This is a genomic window from Synechococcus sp. R60.1, from assembly GCF_047461835.1.
Lineage (GTDB): Bacteria > Cyanobacteriota > Cyanobacteriia > Thermostichales > Thermostichaceae > Thermostichus.
This window is the reverse complement of the sequence record NZ_JANSIA010000002.1, coordinates 1-17,756: the sequence shown is the minus strand read 5'-3', so window position 1 is coordinate 17,756 and position 17,756 is coordinate 1. Positions and strand designations below refer to the sequence as shown.

Annotated in this window: 19 protein-coding genes and 1 pseudogene; 4 read left to right on the top strand and 16 right to left on the bottom strand. The window is 60.7% G+C overall.

Going from position 1 to position 17,756, the window contains the following annotated elements:
• Positions 1 to 86: 86 nt before the first annotated feature.
• Both NW834_RS00595 and NW834_RS00590 read left to right on the top strand, forming a co-directional pair.
• On the top strand, positions 87 to 683 hold the full coding sequence (locus NW834_RS00595) for a hypothetical protein (protein ID WP_414426185.1): 597 nt from the start codon (positions 87 to 89) through the stop codon (positions 681 to 683).
• 31 nt (positions 684 to 714) lie between these two features.
• The gene (locus NW834_RS00590) at positions 715 to 1,596 is read left to right on the top strand and encodes a hypothetical protein (protein WP_414426184.1); all 882 of its coding nucleotides are present in this window, start codon (positions 715 to 717) and stop codon (positions 1,594 to 1,596) included.
• A gap of 54 nt (positions 1,597 to 1,650) precedes the next feature.
• Here the strand turns inward: NW834_RS00590 and NW834_RS00585 are convergent, their stop codons facing one another.
• From NW834_RS00585 to rpmJ, 15 genes are all read right to left on the bottom strand, one after another.
• Positions 1,651 to 2,922: a class I SAM-dependent methyltransferase gene (locus NW834_RS00585; protein WP_414426183.1), complete on the bottom strand. Its 1,272-nt coding sequence runs from the start codon at positions 2,920 to 2,922 to the stop codon at positions 1,651 to 1,653.
• Positions 2,923 to 2,974: 52 nt separating this feature from the next.
• Positions 2,975 to 4,096, bottom strand: a complete 1,122-nt coding sequence (locus tag NW834_RS00580) for an ABC transporter ATP-binding protein (protein WP_414409110.1) — start codon at positions 4,094 to 4,096, stop codon at positions 2,975 to 2,977.
• Between the two features lie 280 nt (positions 4,097 to 4,376).
• The gene (locus NW834_RS00575; RefSeq protein ID WP_414351140.1) at positions 4,377 to 4,817 is read right to left on the bottom strand and encodes an Hsp20/alpha crystallin family protein; all 441 of its coding nucleotides are present in this window, start codon (positions 4,815 to 4,817) and stop codon (positions 4,377 to 4,379) included.
• Between the two features lie 179 nt (positions 4,818 to 4,996).
• Positions 4,997 to 5,308 (bottom strand): PepSY domain-containing protein, encoded by a 312-nt coding sequence (locus tag NW834_RS00570; protein WP_414419189.1) that lies wholly within the window; start codon positions 5,306 to 5,308, stop codon positions 4,997 to 4,999.
• Positions 5,309 to 5,392: 84 nt separating this feature from the next.
• Entirely contained in the window at positions 5,393 to 8,026 is a 2,634-nt protein-coding gene (acnB, locus tag NW834_RS00565; protein ID WP_414419188.1) for a bifunctional aconitate hydratase 2/2-methylisocitrate dehydratase, read from the bottom strand.
• A gap of 102 nt (positions 8,027 to 8,128) precedes the next feature.
• Positions 8,129 to 9,211, bottom strand: coding sequence for a peptide chain release factor 1 (prfA, locus tag NW834_RS00560; protein WP_011433196.1), 1,083 nt, complete (start codon positions 9,209 to 9,211; stop codon positions 8,129 to 8,131).
• 54 nt (positions 9,212 to 9,265) lie between these two features.
• Positions 9,266 to 9,490, bottom strand: coding sequence for a 50S ribosomal protein L31 (gene rpmE / locus NW834_RS00555; RefSeq protein WP_414343514.1), 225 nt, complete (start codon positions 9,488 to 9,490; stop codon positions 9,266 to 9,268).
• Between the two features lie 76 nt (positions 9,491 to 9,566).
• Positions 9,567 to 9,977 carry a 30S ribosomal protein S9 gene (gene rpsI / locus NW834_RS00550; protein WP_011433194.1) on the bottom strand — a complete coding sequence of 137 codons (411 nt, stop codon included), beginning with the start codon at positions 9,975 to 9,977 and terminating at the stop codon, positions 9,567 to 9,569.
• A complete protein-coding gene (gene rplM, locus NW834_RS00545) occupies positions 9,974 to 10,429 on the bottom strand; it encodes a 50S ribosomal protein L13 (RefSeq protein WP_414413343.1) in 456 nt (151 codons plus the stop codon). Before rplM ends, rpsI begins: the two co-directional genes overlap by 4 nt.
• A 45-nt stretch (positions 10,430 to 10,474) precedes the next feature.
• Entirely contained in the window at positions 10,475 to 11,332 is an 858-nt protein-coding gene (gene truA / locus NW834_RS00540; RefSeq protein WP_414331177.1) for a tRNA pseudouridine(38-40) synthase TruA, read from the bottom strand.
• Positions 11,333 to 11,345: 13 nt separating this feature from the next.
• On the bottom strand, positions 11,346 to 11,696 hold the full coding sequence (gene rplQ, locus NW834_RS00535) for a 50S ribosomal protein L17 (RefSeq protein WP_011433191.1): 351 nt from the start codon (positions 11,694 to 11,696) through the stop codon (positions 11,346 to 11,348).
• A gap of 95 nt (positions 11,697 to 11,791) precedes the next feature.
• Positions 11,792 to 12,799 carry a DNA-directed RNA polymerase subunit alpha gene (locus NW834_RS00530; protein ID WP_414331185.1) on the bottom strand — a complete coding sequence of 336 codons (1,008 nt, stop codon included), beginning with the start codon at positions 12,797 to 12,799 and terminating at the stop codon, positions 11,792 to 11,794.
• 150 nt (positions 12,800 to 12,949) lie between these two features.
• On the bottom strand, positions 12,950 to 13,336 hold the full coding sequence (gene rpsK / locus NW834_RS00525) for a 30S ribosomal protein S11 (RefSeq protein WP_011433189.1): 387 nt from the start codon (positions 13,334 to 13,336) through the stop codon (positions 12,950 to 12,952).
• Between the two features lie 84 nt (positions 13,337 to 13,420).
• On the bottom strand, positions 13,421 to 13,804 hold the full coding sequence (gene rpsM, locus NW834_RS00520) for a 30S ribosomal protein S13 (protein ID WP_011433188.1): 384 nt from the start codon (positions 13,802 to 13,804) through the stop codon (positions 13,421 to 13,423).
• 223 nt (positions 13,805 to 14,027) lie between these two features.
• Entirely contained in the window at positions 14,028 to 14,144 is a 117-nt protein-coding gene (gene rpmJ / locus NW834_RS00515) for a 50S ribosomal protein L36 (protein WP_011433187.1), read from the bottom strand.
• A gap of 167 nt (positions 14,145 to 14,311) precedes the next feature.
• On the opposite strand from rpmJ, the gene NW834_RS00510 reads away from it, so the two are divergent.
• Both NW834_RS00510 and NW834_RS00505 read left to right on the top strand, forming a co-directional pair.
• Positions 14,312 to 16,360 (top strand): carboxypeptidase regulatory-like domain-containing protein, encoded by a 2,049-nt coding sequence (locus NW834_RS00510; RefSeq protein WP_414419187.1) that lies wholly within the window; start codon positions 14,312 to 14,314, stop codon positions 16,358 to 16,360.
• Between the two features lie 88 nt (positions 16,361 to 16,448).
• Complete coding sequence (locus tag NW834_RS00505) at positions 16,449 to 17,510, top strand: carboxypeptidase-like regulatory domain-containing protein (RefSeq protein WP_414419186.1); 1,062 nt, start codon at positions 16,449 to 16,451, stop codon at positions 17,508 to 17,510.
• A 59-nt stretch (positions 17,511 to 17,569) separates the two neighbouring features.
• Here NW834_RS00505 and NW834_RS00500 read toward each other — a convergent pair.
• Positions 17,570 to 17,756, bottom strand: a pseudogene (locus tag NW834_RS00500) (RNA-guided endonuclease TnpB family protein); the annotation flags it as partial.

Sequence of the window (17,756 nt, the reverse complement as noted above, 5' to 3'; positions counted from 1 at the left end):
ACTGGGTCTTCTGAACAGGCAGAAGAGAAGGCGGAAAAAGTTTGGTAACCTAGGAGAGCGATGCCGCTTGTGGTTGAGGGATGTTCATGGTACGCCGTTTCCCCGTCTGGATTGCTGCTGCCGCCCTGGCAGGAGGGATCGCCTGTACCCAGGCAGCTCCTGTGCAAACTCCTGACCAGGTGGTGAGCACTTTCATCGCTGCTGCCGAGAAGGGGGACTGGGGCACGGCAGACAGCTACCTGACGGAGCGCTTCAGCAATGCCCTCCGGCCGGGATCCCTGCCTTCGATTTGGGGCACGGTGGGGGAGAACGTGCAGGTGCGTAACCAAGAGGTGACCGGGAAGACGGCCTATGTCTGGGTGGAGGGCACCGACTCGCTGGAGGATGCGGCCCAGCGCCTGGGGCTGGATCCCTTGACGTTGCGCAAGTATTTGACCCAGCCGGATCTGGCGGATCCCACCTATCAGCAGTTGGCCCCGCAGTTGGTGGGGATGCGCCTGGAGGGAGAGACGGTAACCTCCCGCGTCAAGATCACCCTCTACCAGCAAGATCGCGGCTGGCGAATTGAAGTGTGGCAGCCGGATAAGCCACCTGCTGCTTCGGGATCCCAGTCGGAAAACCCAGAAGAGACAGAAGCAGCGGATCCCGGTGAAAATTCTGCATCTCCAACCGAGAACCCCTAGGACTGTTACCTGCAGGGAGATTGGGGAGGGTGTGGATGTGAGAGCGTGGTTTTTCCTGGTGCTGGCTTTGCTGCCTCTGGGGGGCTGTTGGCAGGCCAAAACGGCTGAAGAAACGCTGCGGGAGTTTGTCCAGGCGGCCAATGCCCGCGATTTTGCCACCGCAGAAGCCCTGCTCACTCCGCGGCTGCTAAAAGGGATCCCTCCGGGGGCCTTAGATCAATCGTGGCCCTCAGCGGAGGAGTTTACCCTCACCCCCATTCAAGCGGTGGGCAATACAGCCGTTTTCCGGGTGGACTCGATCCTAAAGCCAGAAGCGGTGGTGCCAACGCTTCGCTTCCAGTTCACCGCCGAGGAGCTGCAACGATTTTTAACAGAGCCGGATCGGGAGGATCCCCGGTTTCGCCCTTTTCGCTCTCAGTTGGGCTTCTACGAGCCTTTGCCGGAGGGTCGGCTGCGCGCAGTTATGGAGGTTACCCTCTATCGCCAGGCCCAAGGGTGGCGGGTGGAGTTGGCTCGGCTGCAGCCTTTAAATACAGAGGTTCTCTACGAGCCAATCAAGTTAGCGGAAGAAGCACAGCCTTTCCAACTAACTGGGACGGTGCGGCTGCTCAACCGCAAAGAGGGCTGGATTGGGGTCAACTTGGAAAAAGTCAGCCCCAGCTTGGAGCGCTACGCGGGCACGTGGGTCTCGGTGGTTCCTGCTGAGGAGGTGCAAGTGACTCGCCTTGGCCGCTCTGCCAGCTGGCTGGATCTGCTCCCGGGAGATGTGGTGGAAATGGAAGGCACCGTTCGGTTCGCCGTCAACGTCGATGCGGAAGGATCGATCCCAGCGGCCATTCGGGCCGAGCAAATCAGGGTGCTGCAGACCCTCACCCCCAGCCCCTCTCCCAGCCCAAGCGCTCCGCGTCGCTAAACGCAAACACCCCCGGCCCCTCTCCCAGGGGGAGAGGGGGGTAGGTTCTTGAACTCAACGCAGCGGCGAGTGCAACAGCACCACCAGCCGCTCTTCCAGGAACTTGAGATTGGCCACCACTTGGTTAAAGGCCTCTTCGGGGGTCCAATCCATGAGATCTAGCGCCTTGGCCGCCAGGGCCTGTACAGGAACAGGCTCTTCTCCAAAAACATCGATCAACCAGCGCACCGAGAAGGGATCGATGGTGATGTTGCCCTCGGAGCCGGGCCAGCCGTTGATGTTGACCGGGCCATTGTCGCGGATGGCATTCTCAAAGGCAGCCTTGGCGTTGAGCCTCAGCAGCAGAGGATGGGCGTGTACCGAGCCATTTCTCCATTCCTCGTTGCTGAAGGGTTGGGGAGAAGTGGCCCCGGTGGGGTGGCCACACCAGAAGTCGATCAGGCGGGTCAGGTTGGGAAAGATCAACTCGATAAAGTGCAGCAGCTCCTCTTGGTTGAGCTTTTTGATTTGCCGCAGGGCGTAGGGAACGGGCTTGGTGAGGACCCGCTCCAGCTTCCACTGCTGCCAATTGACCATACTGATGAACTCCAGCCCGGCTTGGCGGAGCATCTCAAAGACCTGAGGTACGGTAAAGCCTTTGTCGCTGCGCAGCAGGAAGTTGGCCAGGATCCCATTGGTGGTTTTGATGGCATCCCCCTGCCAGTGGCTTTTGACGAAGCTGCCCTCGTGAAGGGCATCCATCAGCTCCCTGAGGATGGGAACGGCTTTGGCAGCCGGCTCATCCATCACCCCCAGCAGCTCCATGGCATCCTGCATGTTGAAGATAAACTGGCGCTGGTAAAGGCTGTGGACATTGGTGCGGATGATGCCGTCCGGTTTGAGGACTTGGCGCATGCCTTTCAGCCCCGCCACCGGATCGTCCAGTAGGTAGAGCACGTCGTTGCAGGCGATGAAATCGAACTGCTCCCCCAAGGCTTGCAGGTCGGTGATGTCCATCACCTCGAAACGCGCCTCTTTGATCTGGTGGAACTCGAAGCGCTGCCGGGCCATTTTCAGGGATTCTGCCGAGATATCCACCCCGACAAAAGAAGCTCCTGGATTGGCCGTGGCCAGCACGAGGGTCTCCCAGCCGGAGCCACAGCCGGCGTTGAGCATCACTTTGCCCTCGGGTTTGACCACCTTGCGGTTGCGGCGATAGTAAGCGGTGGTGAGGCTGTTGGCAAACAGCGCGAAGTTATCCGTAACCGTCTGCTCAATCGGGACATTCGGGTAGGGAAATTCGTCAAACTGCGCCTGAACCAAGCGGGACGTCGATTGCTCCGGCATAGGGATCCCTGCCTCTGTAGGACTGATTAGGATTCTAAAGCGATTCCAGGGTTTAACCTAGGCGCTGCTCGGTTTCGGGATCGAACAGGTGGAAGCGATCCATATCGAAGATCACTTCCGCCCACTGGTTGACGCGCAGCTGGGTACGGGGATCCACGCGGGCAATAAACTCCTGCTCGGCCAGGATCCCTTCTCGGTCGCTGGTGCTGAGATAGAGGATTACTTCATGGCCCACCAGCTCCGTTACCGAGACCTTAGCCCGCACCGGGGCAGGTTGGATCCCTGGGGGTTGGTAGTGGGGATCGTGGATGTTTTCCGGGCGGATGCCGAAGATGACCGACTTGCCGACGTATTGCCAATAGGGCTCTGCCTGGTGGGGCGGGATGGCCACGCGGAAGGCGCCGGTATCGATCCAGAGGGTGCCCTCCTGCTCCCGCAGCTTGGCCTGGAAGAAATTCATGGCGGGGCTGCCGATGAACCCGGCCACAAACAGGTTGGCCGGGCGGGTGTAGAGGGTGTGGGGGGTATCCACCTGCTGCAGGCGGCCATCCTTCATGACGGCGATGCGGTTGCCCATGGTCATGGCCTCCACCTGGTCGTGGGTAACGTAGATAAAGGTGGTGCCCAGTTGCATGTGCAACTTGCTGATCTCGGCCCGCGCCTGTACCCGCAGCTTGGCATCCAAGTTGGAGAGGGGCTCATCCATCAAAAACACCGCCGGATTGCGCACGATGGCCCGCCCGACGGCAACCCGCTGCCGTTGCCCACCCGAAAGTTCCTTGGGCTTGCGGTTGAGCAAGTGCTCGATCCCAAGGCGCTTGGCCACCCCCCTAACCCGGCTTTCGATCTCCGCCCGTGGCAGGCCGCGCAGCTTGAGGCCAAAGGCCATGTTCTCGGCCACGGTCATGTGGGGGTAGAGGGCATAGGATTGGAAGACCATGGCGATATCCCGATCCTTGGGGGGGACATCGTTCACCCGTCGATCGCCAATGTAGATGGAGCCGGCGCTCACTTCTTCCAAGCCGGCCAGCATGCGCAGGGAGGTGGTTTTGCCGCAGCCGGAGGGGCCGACAAAGACGAGAAATTCCCCGTCTTCGACGGTGATGTTCAGGTCATGGACGGCGGTGGTGTCTCTGTAGCGCTTGGTAACGTGTTCGTAGGTAACGCTGGCCATGCTCTCAACCTTGGCTCCGTTGCGCACTCAAACCCTATCCAAACCGGCAGGCAAAAGTCAAATGGGGTTCGGTTTAAGTTCGCTAGGGAAGGCTGGGGATCCCTGCAGCGAAGCCAGTTTATGGTCGTTGCCCCTGCCCTTGCCCCGGCCCCTTTCCCAGAAGGAGAGGGGAGCTGGGAAGCCATGGAATCTTGAACCGAAATGTAAAAAAAGGTAGGCTCATCGCCTACCTCTATGGGATCCTTTTTCCCTATTAGGAAGTTGCCTAACCTCTAGGCCATCAGGAGACAACGCTCACTTTGACCACTTGGGCTTTTTCAGAGTCGGCCTTCGGCAAGGTGAGGGTGAGGATCCCATCTTTGTATTCGGCTTTCACCTGATCGTGTTTGATCCGGTTCGGCAGCGGGATCACCCGTTGGAAGCGCCCGTAACGGAATTCAGTCCGGGTTACCCCTTTGTCTTCAGAGCGCTTCTCAAATCGCCGTTCCCCGGTGATGGAGACCGCTTCGGCTGTGACTTGGATATCCAAGTCGTTGGGGTTCAAGCCGGGCAGCTCCAGCTTCAGGGTAATGGTTTCGGGATCATCGTGCATCTCCACTGCCGGCATGAAGGCAAAGCCGTCGGCCTCGGTGGTGCGAGGGATCAGCCGGTCGAACATCCGGTTCATTTCCCGTTGAATTTCGTCAATTTCACGAAATGGATCCCAGCGGACAAGAGCCATAGAGCATCCTCCTCCTCTATTACTTTGCTTTTTTTGACTTCCACTTCGAGTTTGGAGCTTAGCTTTCGGGGCTCAACTTTAGAGGTGCAAGCAAAACCTCTATGCTTCTAGTGTAGTCAAATCCGTTCCGGGAAATGTAGGGTTTTCTGGAATGTTTCTTAGGTGTTTACCCTACAGGTTTATCCATCCAAAACCCTCTGGGACTCCGTATGTTTGGGGCGGCGATGGAGTTTTGTGGGTAACCACATACTGAGACCGGTGGCCACCATCACCAGCAGCCCCAGTCCGTTTAAGAAGGGGTAAACCGCTTGCAGATCGAGGGGGCCCCACTGCCCTTTGTGGATTTGGATCAGCCAGTAGTAGTCGAAGTTTTCGTTAAGGCGGGCAATTTGATACAGGGATCCCGTTAGCACCGTCACCACCAACGGCAGGGCCAGAATGGGGGCAAGGGTGCGGTGGATGCGGCAGATCATCTTCGGATTCAGGGCCATTGGGCTTTCTCCAGGGCGATGGGGCGATCCCTGCCATGGTATCAGGGCGACCCAGGGCAGATTTGGAATCCTACTCCACCCTGCTCAAGAACGGATCCCGAGCAAATCCTCGATCTTGGGCATTTGCTCGGGGGGGATGACCCGCCCTTCGTCCTCAAAGCCAGGGATCTCGTGGAAGTTGAGGTAGCGGTACAGCTCGCCGGCAAAGGGTTGGATTTTGCTGGAGACGATCTCTTGGTATTCCTCAGGGGTGGGGATCCGGCCCAAAAGGGCGCAGGCGGCGGCCAGCTCGGCGGATCCCAGATAAACCCGCGCGTCTTTGCCCATGCGGTTGTTGAAGTTGCGGGTGGAGGTGGACATGACGGTGGCCCCGTCTTCCACGCGGGCTTGGTTGCCCATACACAAGCTGCATCCCGGCATTTCTGTTCTGGCCCCGGCGGCAGCAAAGATGCCGTATACGCCTTCCGAGCGCAGTTGTGCCTCATCCATGCGGGTGGGCGGACAGATCCAGAATTGGCGCACCTTGGCCCGCCCTTGGCCTTCCAGGATTTTGGCGGCGGCGCGGTAGTGGCCGATGTTGGTCATGCAGGAGCCGATGAAAACTTCGTCAATCTTGATCGGCGTATCGGGGTTGCCGGCGGCGTGTTGGGCATGGACTTCGCTCAAGGTCATCACCTTGTCGGGATCGTTGGGGGCACAGACGATCGGCTCGGTGATGGTGCTGAGGTCGATTTCGATGACTTCGGCGTATTCGGCGTCGGGATCCGCTTCCATCAGGCTGGGGTTGGCCAGCCATGCTTCCATTTTGGCGATGCGCCGCAGCAAGGTTCTCGCATCCTGGTAGCCGCGGGCAATCATGTTTTTCAGCAGCACCACGTTGGAGCGCAGATATTCTGAGACCGTCTCGAGGCTCAGCTGGATGGTACAGCCGGCACAGTTGCGCTCTGCCGAGGCATCGGTAAACTCAAAAGCTTGCTCCACCTTCAGATGCGGCAGGCCCTCGATCTCCATGATGCGCCCGGCAAAGACGTTTTTCTTGCCTTTTTTCTCAACGGTGAGCAGCCCCCTCTGAATGGCCACGTAGGGGATGGCATGGACAATGTCCCGCAGGGTGATCCCCGGCTGCAGTTCCCCCTTAAAGCGCACCAGCACCGATTCCGGCATGTCCAAGGGCATCACCCCCATGGCGGCGGCAAAGGCCACCAGACCGGATCCCGCCGGGAAGGAGATCCCCAAGGGGAAGCGGGTGTGGGAGTCGCCCCCGGTGCCGACGGTATCCGGCAGGAGCATGCGGTTGAGCCAGGAGTGGATGATGCCATCGCCGGGACGCAGGACAACGCCCCCGCGGGAAGCGAAAAAGTCGGGCAGCTCTTTGTGGATCTGGATGTCCACCGGCTTGGGATAGGCGGCGGTGTGGCAGAAGCTCTGCAGCACCAGGTCGGCGTTGAAGCCCAGACAGGCCAGCTCCTTCAGCTCATCGCGGGTCATGGGGCCGGTGGTGTCCTGGGATCCCACCGTGGTAATGAGGGGCTCACAACTGGTGCCCGGGCGCACGCCTGGCAGCCCACAGGCTTTGCCCACGATTTTTTGCGCTAGGGTATAGCCTTTGCCGGTGTCTGCCGGTGGAGTGGGGCGGATAAACAAGGTCGAGGGAGGCAAACCCAAGGCTTGGCGGGTTTTGTCGGTGAGGGCACGGCCAATCAACAGGGGAATACGTCCCCCCGCCCGCACTTCGTCGGGGAGGGTCACGGGCCGCAGGGAAAAGGTGGAGAGAACCTGGCCGGCCTCAGAGCGGATCACGCCTTCGTAGGGGCAAATGGTAACCACCATGCCGGTTTCCAGGCGGGAGACATCGCACTGGATGGGCAAGGCCCCGGCATCTTCGGCGGTGTTGAAGAAGATGGGCGCAATGGTGCCCCCCAGGATCACCCCGCCGGCCCGCTTGTTGGGCACATGGGGAATGTCGTGGCCGATGTGCCAGAGCAGCGAGTTGAGGGCGGATTTGCGGGAGGAGCCGGTGCCCACCACATCCCCCACAAAGGCAACGGGATGGCCGCGGCGCTTCAGCTCGGCAATGGTAACCAGGGATCCTGGAGCGCGGGACTCCAGCATGGCTTGGGCGTGGAGGGGGATATCCGGGCGGGTGGTGGCGTGGGCGGCGGGGGAAAGGTCATCGGTGTTGATCTCGCCGGCAACCTTGAACACTGTTACAGTGATTGCTGCGGCCAGGGGAGCTTTGGCGGTAAACCATTCGCCCTTGGCCCAGGACTCGATCACCTGTTGGGCATAGGCATTGCCGGACTGGCTCAGCTCCAGCACGTCGTGAAAGGCATCGAAAACCAGCAGGGTGTGGCTGAGGGCGCGGGCTGCTGCCGCTGCAATCTCACTCCGGGGATCCCGCAACAGATCCAGCAAAACCTGGACGTTGTAGCCCCCCAGCATGGTGCCCAAGAGCTCCACCGCCCGCAGGGGAGTGATCAACGGGGATTCAACCTCCTCCTTGGCCACAGCGGCCAAAAAGCCCGCTTTCACATAGGCGGCTTCATCGACCCCCGGCGGGACGCGCTCTGTTAAGAGGTGCAACAAAAAGGCTTCTTCGCCGGCAGGCGGGGCCTTCAGGAGCTCGCACACCTGGCTGGTCTGGGCAGCGTTTAAGGGCAGCGGCGGGATCCCTTGGGCCTCGCGGGCAGCGGCGTGTTGGCGGTATTCGGCCAGCATGGGGGTTTAGGCACTCGACGTGGGTATTTATTCTACCGCTAGCTCGGCAGAGGAAAGGTCCTCGAGAAGGGATCCCATTCGCTGGCGGTAACTCAGTTTGGCCTAGGATAGCTCCGCCAACAGCTCTTTTTGGTAAAGGCCAATACAAGCCTGGATCAAGTCGTCCAGCTCCCCATCCAAGATGGGCTGCAGAGGGAAATTCTGGTTGAGGCGGTGGTCGGTAACGCGGTTGTCCTTGTAGTTGTAGGTGCGAATTTTTTCCGAGCGGGATCCCGTTCCCACCTGCATGCGCCGAGCAGAGCTGATGGAGGCCTGTTGCTCCTGCAGCTTCATCTCGTAGAGTTTGGCCCGCAAAATCTGCATGGCCCGCTGGCGGTTCTGCAGTTGGGAACGCTCCTCGGTACAAAACACCCGGATCCCGGTGGGCTTGTGGAGAAGATCCACCGCCGTCTCCACCTTGTTCACGTTTTGGCCGCCTGCCCCCCCGGAACGTGCCGTTTTGATTTCGATGTCTTTCGGGTCGATGACCACCTCCACCTCGTCCACCTCTGGCATCACCGCCACCGTGGCCGTCGAGGTGTGGACACGGCCTTGCGCTTCGGTGACGGGCACCCGCTGCACCCGATGCACGCCAGCTTCAAACTTGAGCTTGCTGTACACCTGATCCCCTTGAATCTCCAGGATCGCCTCTTTGTAGCCCCCCAGCTCTCCTTCCGAGAGGCTCGCCAGACGCACCGACCAGCCCAGCTTTTCGGCGTAGCGGGTGTACATGCGGGCCAGATCCGCCGCCCACAGCGCCGCCTCCTCCCCACCGGTGCCAGCGCGAATCTCCAACATAATGTTCTTGTCGTCGTTGGGATCCCGGGGCAGCAGCAGCAGGGTGAGCTTTTCCTCCAGTTGTTCTTGGCGGGCCCGCAGTTGCTCAAGTTCCGCTCTTGCCATCGCCTCCAGCTCCGGGTCGGAGGCCGATTCCCGCAAAAGTTCTTCCGTCTGTTGCAGATCGCGATTCAGCTTTTGCCAGTCGTGAAAAGCCTGGACGGTGGCCTCCAAGGAGGAGCGGGCCTTGGCAATCCGCTGCAGCTCAGCTGGATCCGTGGCCACGTCCGGATCGGCCAAGCGCACCGTCAGCTCCTGAAAGGTGGCTTCGACATTCTTAAGCTGGTCGATCAGTTGAGCAGAAGCCATAGACTTGCGATACCCAGGAATCCAAGTATTGCCCACACCCAGATGGGGGAACCTCTACTTGGCCTTTTTGCCACCGCTCATGCCGTATTTGCGCATGAACTTCTCCACCCGGCCTTCGCTGTCGATGATCTTCTGGCTGCCGGTGAAAAAGGGATGGTTGCCCGACCAAACATCCACCCTGAGCTCCGGCTTGGTGGATCCCACCGTCATCACCACTTCGCCGTTGCAGATGACTTTGGCTTCTGGATACCACTGCGGGTGCAATCCTTTCTTGGGCATAACCCTTTCCTCCTCTGGGCCTGTTTCTATACCCTTGTCTATCAACATCTTCCTCTAAAAACAACGGCAGGGATCCCTAGCGCTTCGAGTACTGGGGAGCCTTGCGGGCCTTGCGCAGGCCGTATTTCTTCCGCTCCACGGCGCGCGGATCCCGTTTCAGATAACCCTCTACTTTCAAAGGGCCGCGATTGGCCGGATCCACCTCGCAGAGGGCGCGCGCCACCCCCAGCTTGATCGCATCCGCCTGGCCGTGAACGCCGCCGCCATGGGCTCGCACCAAGATGTCGTAGGAGTTTTCCAGTCCCAGGATCTCCAGCGGCCCCTTCACACTGGCCAGCAGGGCTTCTTGATACTGCAGATACTGGTCTCCCGGCCTGTCGTTGATGATGATTTTGCCCGTGCCGGGCACCAAACGCACGCGGGCAACGGCGGTTTTGCGGCGTCCCGTTCCCCAATAAACGGCTCGTTGGCTGCTCGCTTGAGTCATGCTTTGGCTCCTGGGATCGTGTTGAGGGGATAAACCTGGGGTTGCTGGGCCTCATGAGGGTGGTTTGGCCCGGCGTAAACTTTCAGCTTGGTGAATTGCCGCCGGCCCAAACGGGTGTGGGGCAACATTCCCTTGATCGCTTTTTCCACCACCCGCTCCGGCAGCCGCGCCTGCAGTTGGGCAAAGGTTTCCACTTTCATGCCGCCAGGACGGCCAGAGTGGCGGCGGTAGAGCTTTTGGGTGCGCTTTTTGCCGGTGACCACCACTTTCTCAGCGTTGATCACAATTACATAGTCCCCCGTATCCAGGTGAGGGGTGAAGTCCGGTTTATGCTTACCCCGCAAGAGGGTGGCCACAGCGGCGGCCAAGCGGCCCAGGCGCTGATTGGCAGCATCCACCAGATACCAGCGGGGCGCCAGAGTCTCGGGGTTGGGAAGGGGAGTTTTGTTCATGGCAGGCAAGGAAACATATCAGGACAAGCTTGGAGATCGCCCAGATCAACCGCAGGAATGGGCCAACGCAGCCGGCGACCGGAGGGCGGAGGGAGGCTCTGTGGGCAAGGCCCAAAAGGGCGGCGAGTGGGCGAACTGTTGACCGAAGGGATCCGCAGCATAGCCCACATCCGTCAGGCACAGCCCTTGCGGAGGAGCGCTGTAGCGGGTGCGCATCTGGCTCCAGTCGTTGTGTTGCCACAGGTGGACAAACTGTGCCGGGCTGAGCTGGCCCCGGCCCACCACCTCTAGGGATCCCACCAAGAGCCGCATCATCCGGTAGAGGAAGCCGCTGGCCTGCACCTCGATGCTGATCAAGTCCCCCAGCCGCTGGCAGAGCACCTCCTGCACCTGTACCCGCGAGTGGGGCCGATCCGATCCCCGCCGCCGGAAGGCTTCCAAGCTGTGCTCCCCCAGCAGGGAATTCAGGGCTTCCGCCATCGGCTCCACCTGCAGAGGCCAACGCACTTGCCAGCTAAAGAGGCGCCAGAACACATCCGGTCGCTCCCGGTTCAGGATCAGGTAGCGGTAACGGCGCCAGCGAGCCGAAAAGCGGGCGTGCCAGGAGTCAGGCACTTGAGCAGAAGCCAGCACTACCACATCTTCCGGCAGACAGTCGTTCAGCACCCTCGACCACTCCGCCGCAGGGATACCGGAGGTGGTGTCGAAGTGGGCCACCTGGCCTGCAGCATGAACCCCCGTATCGGTGCGACCGGCCCCATAGAGGGTTACCGGATGCCCCGCCCGCGACGCAATCGCCTCCTCCAGCACCCCTTGCACGGTACGGCGGGCTGCCTGGCGCTGCCAGCCATAGAACCTGCTGCCGAGGTACTGAATTCTCAGGGCAATGCGACGGTACGGCATGGATCCCTTTCCGCTACACCAGCTCGATGACCGCCATTTCTGCTCCATCCCCCCGCCGATGCACGGTGCGCAAGATGCGGGTATAGCCACCGGGCCGATCCCGGTAGCGCTCAGGAGCCTGCTCAAACAGGGAGCGCACCAGCTCCTTGTCGTAGATGTAGGCCAGCGCCTGTCGCCGCGCCGCCAGGGATCCCTCTTTGGCCAGGGTGATCATCTTCTCGGTGGTGGCCCGAATGGCTTTGGCGCGGGCTTTGGTGGTGGTGATCCGCCCTTCCCGCAGCAGAGCCGTGGTCAGCGCCCGCATCAGGGCCTTGCGCTGGTCGGCGGGCTTATTGAGGTGGGGGGTACGACGGCGGTGGCGCATGGTAACCTCTGTCTTGTGTCCTACACTCTTCGGGGATCCTTGCGTTTTGACGCGGTTGTGCTAGCGGTGCAGATGCTTGAGACGGAACCTAAACTCTAGGCCTTGCCTTTTTCGCGGGTGCGGGGCAGTGTCAGACCAAAGCGGGCTTTCAAAGCCTGCACCACCTCTTCGGCAGACTTCTGGCCAAAGTTTTTGATCTCCAGCAGATCTTCCTCGGTATAGAGCAGCAGATCGGCCACCGTGTTGATCTGAGCTCGCTTCAGACAGTTGTAGGCCCGTACCGAGAGCTGTAGCTCCTCGATGGGGATCTGGTTTTTTTGGTTGTCCTCGTCTGGCTTGGGCGGCACAGGAGCATCGAAGCTGACCTCCTGCAGCGGTGCGAACAAGCCCACCAAAATGCGGGCCGCTTGGCTGAGGGCCTCTTGCGGGGTGAGGCTGCCGTTGGTCCAGATTTCCAATACTAGCCGATCTTTTTCCAGGAATTGGCCCACCCGAGCTGCTTCCACAGCGTAGTTCACCTTGCGCACCGGCATGAAGACAGAGTCGATCTGCAGAAAATCAATCGCCATCGCTTTGCTGTCGGAGTAATCGACGGCGCGGTAGCCATGTCCCCGGCCAATCATGAACTCCATTTCCAAAATCGCCCCTTCCGCCAGGGTGGCAATGTGGTGACGGGGGTTGATCACCTCCACATCGCTGGGCAATTGCAGCTTCTCAGCAGTAACTTCCCCTGGCCCCTGAGCCACCAAGCGGCCCACCTGAGTCTCGGGGGAACTGGAGCGCAGCACCAGCTCCTTCATGTTTAGAAGGATCTCCATCACGTCTTCCCGCACCCCCGGCACCGTGGAAAACTCGTGGGTCACCCCGGCAATGCGTACAGCAGTCACCGCCGTCCCCTCCAGATTGGAGAGCAACACCCGCCGCAAAGCGTTGCCCACCGTGATCCCTTGGCCGCGCTCCAGCGGCCCCAGAGCAAATTTGCCGTAGTGAACGCCGTTATCATCCCGATGAGATTCAACACACTCGGTCTGGTAGGCAACAGCACTTGCGCTCGCTCTGCTGCCCAGAGAGTGGGAGAGGGTTCGGCTGGTTTGAATCGTCATGGTGGCCCCGTCCGTCTGGCTCGATATCCGTTTGGAGAACTGATGAAACTTCGAGGTCATCTCACGCTTGGGCAGACCTTCGCTGGGGCATGGCGTAGCTCTGGAGAAAACCCCCTACAGACGCTCGACCAGCCCTCAACGCGGGATCCTTCAGACACGCCGCCGCTTGGGAGGACGGCAACCGTTGTGGGGAATGGGGGTAATATCTCGAATAAGGGTAATTTCCAGGCCCGTTGCCTGTAGAGCGCGAATGGCGGTTTCCCGACCGGCTCCCGGCCCGCTCACCATCACTTCGATCTGGCGCATGCCGTTCTCCATGGCTTGACGCGCCGCACTTTCTGCTGCCATTTGGGCGGCGAAGGGAGTGCCCTTTTTGGCCCCTTTGAAGCCCGTAGAACCTGCCGAGGCCCAAGACACCACATCGCCGTTGGGATCCGTGATGGTGACGATGGTGTTGTTGAAGGTGGACTGAATGTAGGCCACCCCATTGGGGATGTTCTTTTTGACTTTACGTCCGCGCCGTTGCTGCCGAGCCATGATCCAGGTGTCCTTGCAATCGACTGTTTGGGGTTGAGATTCGGGATGGTGGGAGACTTTTGCCTTCCGCGCAAAGCCGAGCGACTACTTCTTGGCAGGAGCTTTCTTCTTGCCGGCCACCGTTTTCCTGACCCCCTTGCGGGTGCGGGCGTTGGTGCGGGTGCGCTGACCACGCACGGGCAGACCCAGGCGATGGCGACGACCTCGATAGGTGCCGATGTCGATCAGCCGCTTGATGTTCATCGCCTCCTGGCGGCGCAGATCCCCTTCCACCTGGTATTCGCCCTCCACCACCGTTCGCAGGGCGGCCACCTCAGCGTCGGTGAGGTCGCGGGTACGAGTATCCGGATTGATGCCGGTCTTCGCCAAAATTTGGCGGGAGCGGGTTAGCCCAATGCCGTAAATGTAGGTGAGGGCAATCTCCACTCGCTTTTCTCGGGGGATGTCAACTCCCGCAATCCGTGCCATAGTCAGGGGTACCTTTCAAATCAAACCAACTCGAACACACTTGCCCAGTAAGGATTGAGTTGCCTGCCTGAGATGGGATCCTCATTCAGAGAAATGTTGCTGTAGAGATGCCGGTCTTGGGATCTATGCTCACCGAGAGGTCTAGCCAACGTTTTGCTCGGTTGTGTCGGAAGCCTTTGCCTCTGTCTCCCGTTGCAGGCTGAACCCACCCACCATCGACCCTCTAGCCCTGCCGCTGCTTGTGCTTGGGGTTGGAAGAACAAATGACCATCACCCGACCGTGGCGGCGGATGACTCGGCATTTCTCACAGATCCGACGGACGGAAGGCCGTACCTTCATGGTTGATCCTGACAAAACCAGCGAATATCCATTCTATGTTCGTCTGGTCAGCCTGTCAAAAAATGGGTTTGGGCTTTCCGGCACCGAGGGGACGGTCGGGTTGGCTATGCTGGTTGGGCGAGGATCTCCTGAGTCAAAGCAGGCGCGACTGTGGGGTGGAGAAGGCCATGCGGTGGCAATGGCTGGTTGTGCTGAGTGGTGTGCTGGGGCTGGGATCCCCTGTGTTGGGGCAAGGGATCCCTTCGCCGGAGGCAGGCTCTTCCTCTGCTGGGAGGAACTTTTCTGCGGATGGGAACGGCCTGAGGACAGAGGGGGATTGGCTTTTGCCGTTGCGCAGCTCTGCCGATCGCATCGATGGGGTACCGGATCGGGGCTGGGTTGCGGTTGGGCTGTTGGAGGAGCAGGCGGTGACTCTGCTGGATGGGGCCAGCGGGGATCCCTTGTGGCAGGTGGCGGTGGGGTTTGCCCCCAGTGTGGTGCGGGTGGATGAGGCGCGGCAGGTGGTCTATGCCTCTGGCCCCAATGCCCCTGGGCTGGTGGCCCTCGATCTGCTGACGGGGGAGCTGATTCAGGCCTATGGGTTGCCGGCGGGAGTTTTGGATATTGCCGTGGATGCGGCCACAGGGCGGGTTTTTGCCTCCCTGCCCTCTGCCCAGAGTTTGGCGGTGATGGCTGCTCCCCTTCGCAGCAGCGGTGCGGAGCACAAACGCCAAAGCGATCCCTCAGAGCAGCCGCAAGCCCGCAATTTGCCGATGCCCGGCCCCCCCTTGGCGCTGGCCTATGATGCGCAGCGGGGATCCCTGTTTGTGGGTCTAGCCGGGGAGGATCCCCTCAGTTTGCTGGTGGTCAACCCAGACAATGGGGAGTTGTTGGCCCGTTGGCGCGGCGGCAATACTCCGGAAGCGATGGCTTTGGATGCCGAACGGCAACGCTTGGTGGTGCTCAACTCGGGCAGCCAAGACCTGACGGTGCTGGATCTGAGCCGCAGCGGCGAGGCCCTGCAGCGGGTTGGCCTGGATTGGCGACCGACGCGGCTGGCCCTTTCCCCTTATGGACGTTGGGCTTACGTGACCTCCCGCGATAGCGACCGCCTGCAACTGGTGGATTTGCAGACGGGGCGATTGGCAGCCTCACTGCGGCTGCAGGGACAACCGACGGGTCTGGTGATGTTAGACGGTCGGGATCTGTGGGTGGTGGCAGCAGGGATCCCGGCCTTGCGCCGTTTGCAGAATGTGGAAGCCCAAGCTATCGCCGCGCGACGCTCTCGCGAACAGGCGGCCCTTGCCGTCCGCAATGGTGGGACGGAGCCCTCAAATGGGGAAGCCAGCCAGCAGGAAGGAGCCCTCTCCCCGGAAGGAGCGGGTGTGGTGACCGGGCGGGTGCTGGATATTGCCGGCCAACCCGTTCAGACCGGGGTTTTGCACCTGGCCGCCACGCCAACCCAACCCAGGCAAACCGTCCGCATTGCTGCCGACGGCACTTACGTGCTGCCGGAACTGCCGGCCGGCCTGTATTTGGTGGATGTGGAGGTGCCGGGTTTTCCCCTGACCAGCACCCAGGTGGAAGTCCGGGCCGGCTTTGTCTCCACTCAGGATATTCGCCTGCCGCCAGGGGAACCGACCCGCCAGCCGGAGGGCATTGGCCTTTTGCCCGATGAACCCGTTTACTCGGATGAGCTGGCCCGCCACCTCAGCATGGCCCTGAAGGAGTTGCAGCCCCAGCGACCGGTGATCCTCTTGAAGGGGCCTTTGGGGCCGGATCCTCGGTTTGAGCCGCTTCTGCCCCTCACCCAGGGCCTGACTTTGTTGGATCGGGATGAGCGCTACACCGCCGACTTGGCCAAGCTGAAGGCCATCGGGGATGCCCTGGGATTGCGCTACATCCTTTTGACCCAGATGCAGATCTCGCGGGACTACAACCGCCAGGGCAACTCTCTGCTGAATACAGCCTTACGCTTTGTGGCCCCGACGGTGCCGGTGGAAATTCCCAATTTCACCCCCAACCAGTTGCGCAGCCGCGGGGTGGTGGTGGTGGTGGACTTGCAGAGGGATCGGCCTGGGGATCGGGCTCGCTACTACGAAGCCTATGGGCGGGATGATGTGGGCGGGGATCCGATGTTTGAAGATGCGGCAGCGGGCCTGTTTCGGCTGCAGGTGCGCAACATGGTGCCGGTGTTTGTCCAACAATGGCAAGCCAACAACCCCTTTTCGGGGTGAGGATCCCTGCAGCAGGATCTTGCCCTGTTCGCGTCAGGGGTGCGGAGCAGAATAGAACCGACTGCTACTACCGGATGCAACCTTCGCCATGCCTTTTTTCTTCTTTCATCCTCTCCGGCACAGGATTAGCTATCGCTACGCAACGCTCTCGCGAACAGGCAGTCTGGCCCTCTGCGGCTGGCTGGCACTGGCTTCAGGAGCGCTGGCTCAGGCTCCGGCCACCCCCATTCCACGGTTGACGCCGTTGTTTCCCTTTCAAGACAAAGGGCAGCCCCAGGGAACGGCGCGGCTGGTGGGGCAGGTGAGCAACAGCGTGGGGCAACCTGTGGCGGGGGCACAGGTGCAGTTGGAGGGCATGGAGAACCCCAATCAGCCGATTCAAACCGATGAGCGGGGCGCTTTTGAGCTAGACCATGCCCCAGCCGGGCGCCGGATGTTGACGGTGTGGCACCCCGACTATGAAAAGGCAGAGCAGGAGATCCTGCTGCAAGGGGGCCTGACCACCCCTGTGGATGTGGTTTTGCAGGTGCCCATTCGGCCTCAACCCCGTCGTCGCCTTGGCATTTTGGGGGTGGGAGGGTTGGAGCACACCCAACTGTTGGGCCAGCGCCTGGCCATAGAGGCAGTGCGTCTGGGCTTGATCCCCAACGGCGAGAAGGTGGTGCCTCTGGACAACCGTCGCATTCAGCCCATTTTGCAGAAGGTGGGCTGGCCCATCTACGAGCTGTTTGAGTGGGATCGCCGCAAGCCGGAGGCGGTGGGCCAATTTTTCGATTACCTGGGCCTGGAAGCCATCGTCATCGCCCGCGTCGATGTCCTCACTCGACCAGCTTCGCCAACGGAGCTGAGCCTGCGTTCCCGCAGCCGCCTGGAACTGTGGCGGTTTGATGAGCAAGGCAACCTTGTGGTAGATATCCTGGCCGAGGCCAGTCGCGATCAGGTGGAGCGGAGCAACCTCAATGCTGCCGAGCTGGCCCAGCTTTATCAAATCCAAGTCACCCAGATGGCTGCTGAGGTGGGATCCCGCTGGAAGGAGCATCACCCGCTGGCCCAGTACATAGAACTGGCTCAGGGAGAAGCCCCACCCCCACGCTCTCGCCTGGATACGGCTGTGGAGCTGCGCATCCCCTCTGCCACACCGACTCCCTAGGTCTTAAGCAGACAGCTCCGGGATCTCTTCTGTTGTCGTGAAAGGGATTGTCCTGTAAACTACCCGACTCCGACCGCTAAAGCGGTACGGAGCGGGCTTTCAGTAGCCCTGAGCCTGCTCTGCCCTACCAGAGAACAAAACAGGCCCGAACCTCTAGGCTGGTTTACGGCAGCCCCCAAGAGCGCAATCACATTCGCACCATTCAAATCCGCATCCCCTTCCCATCCACAGTGCCCACACTTGAAC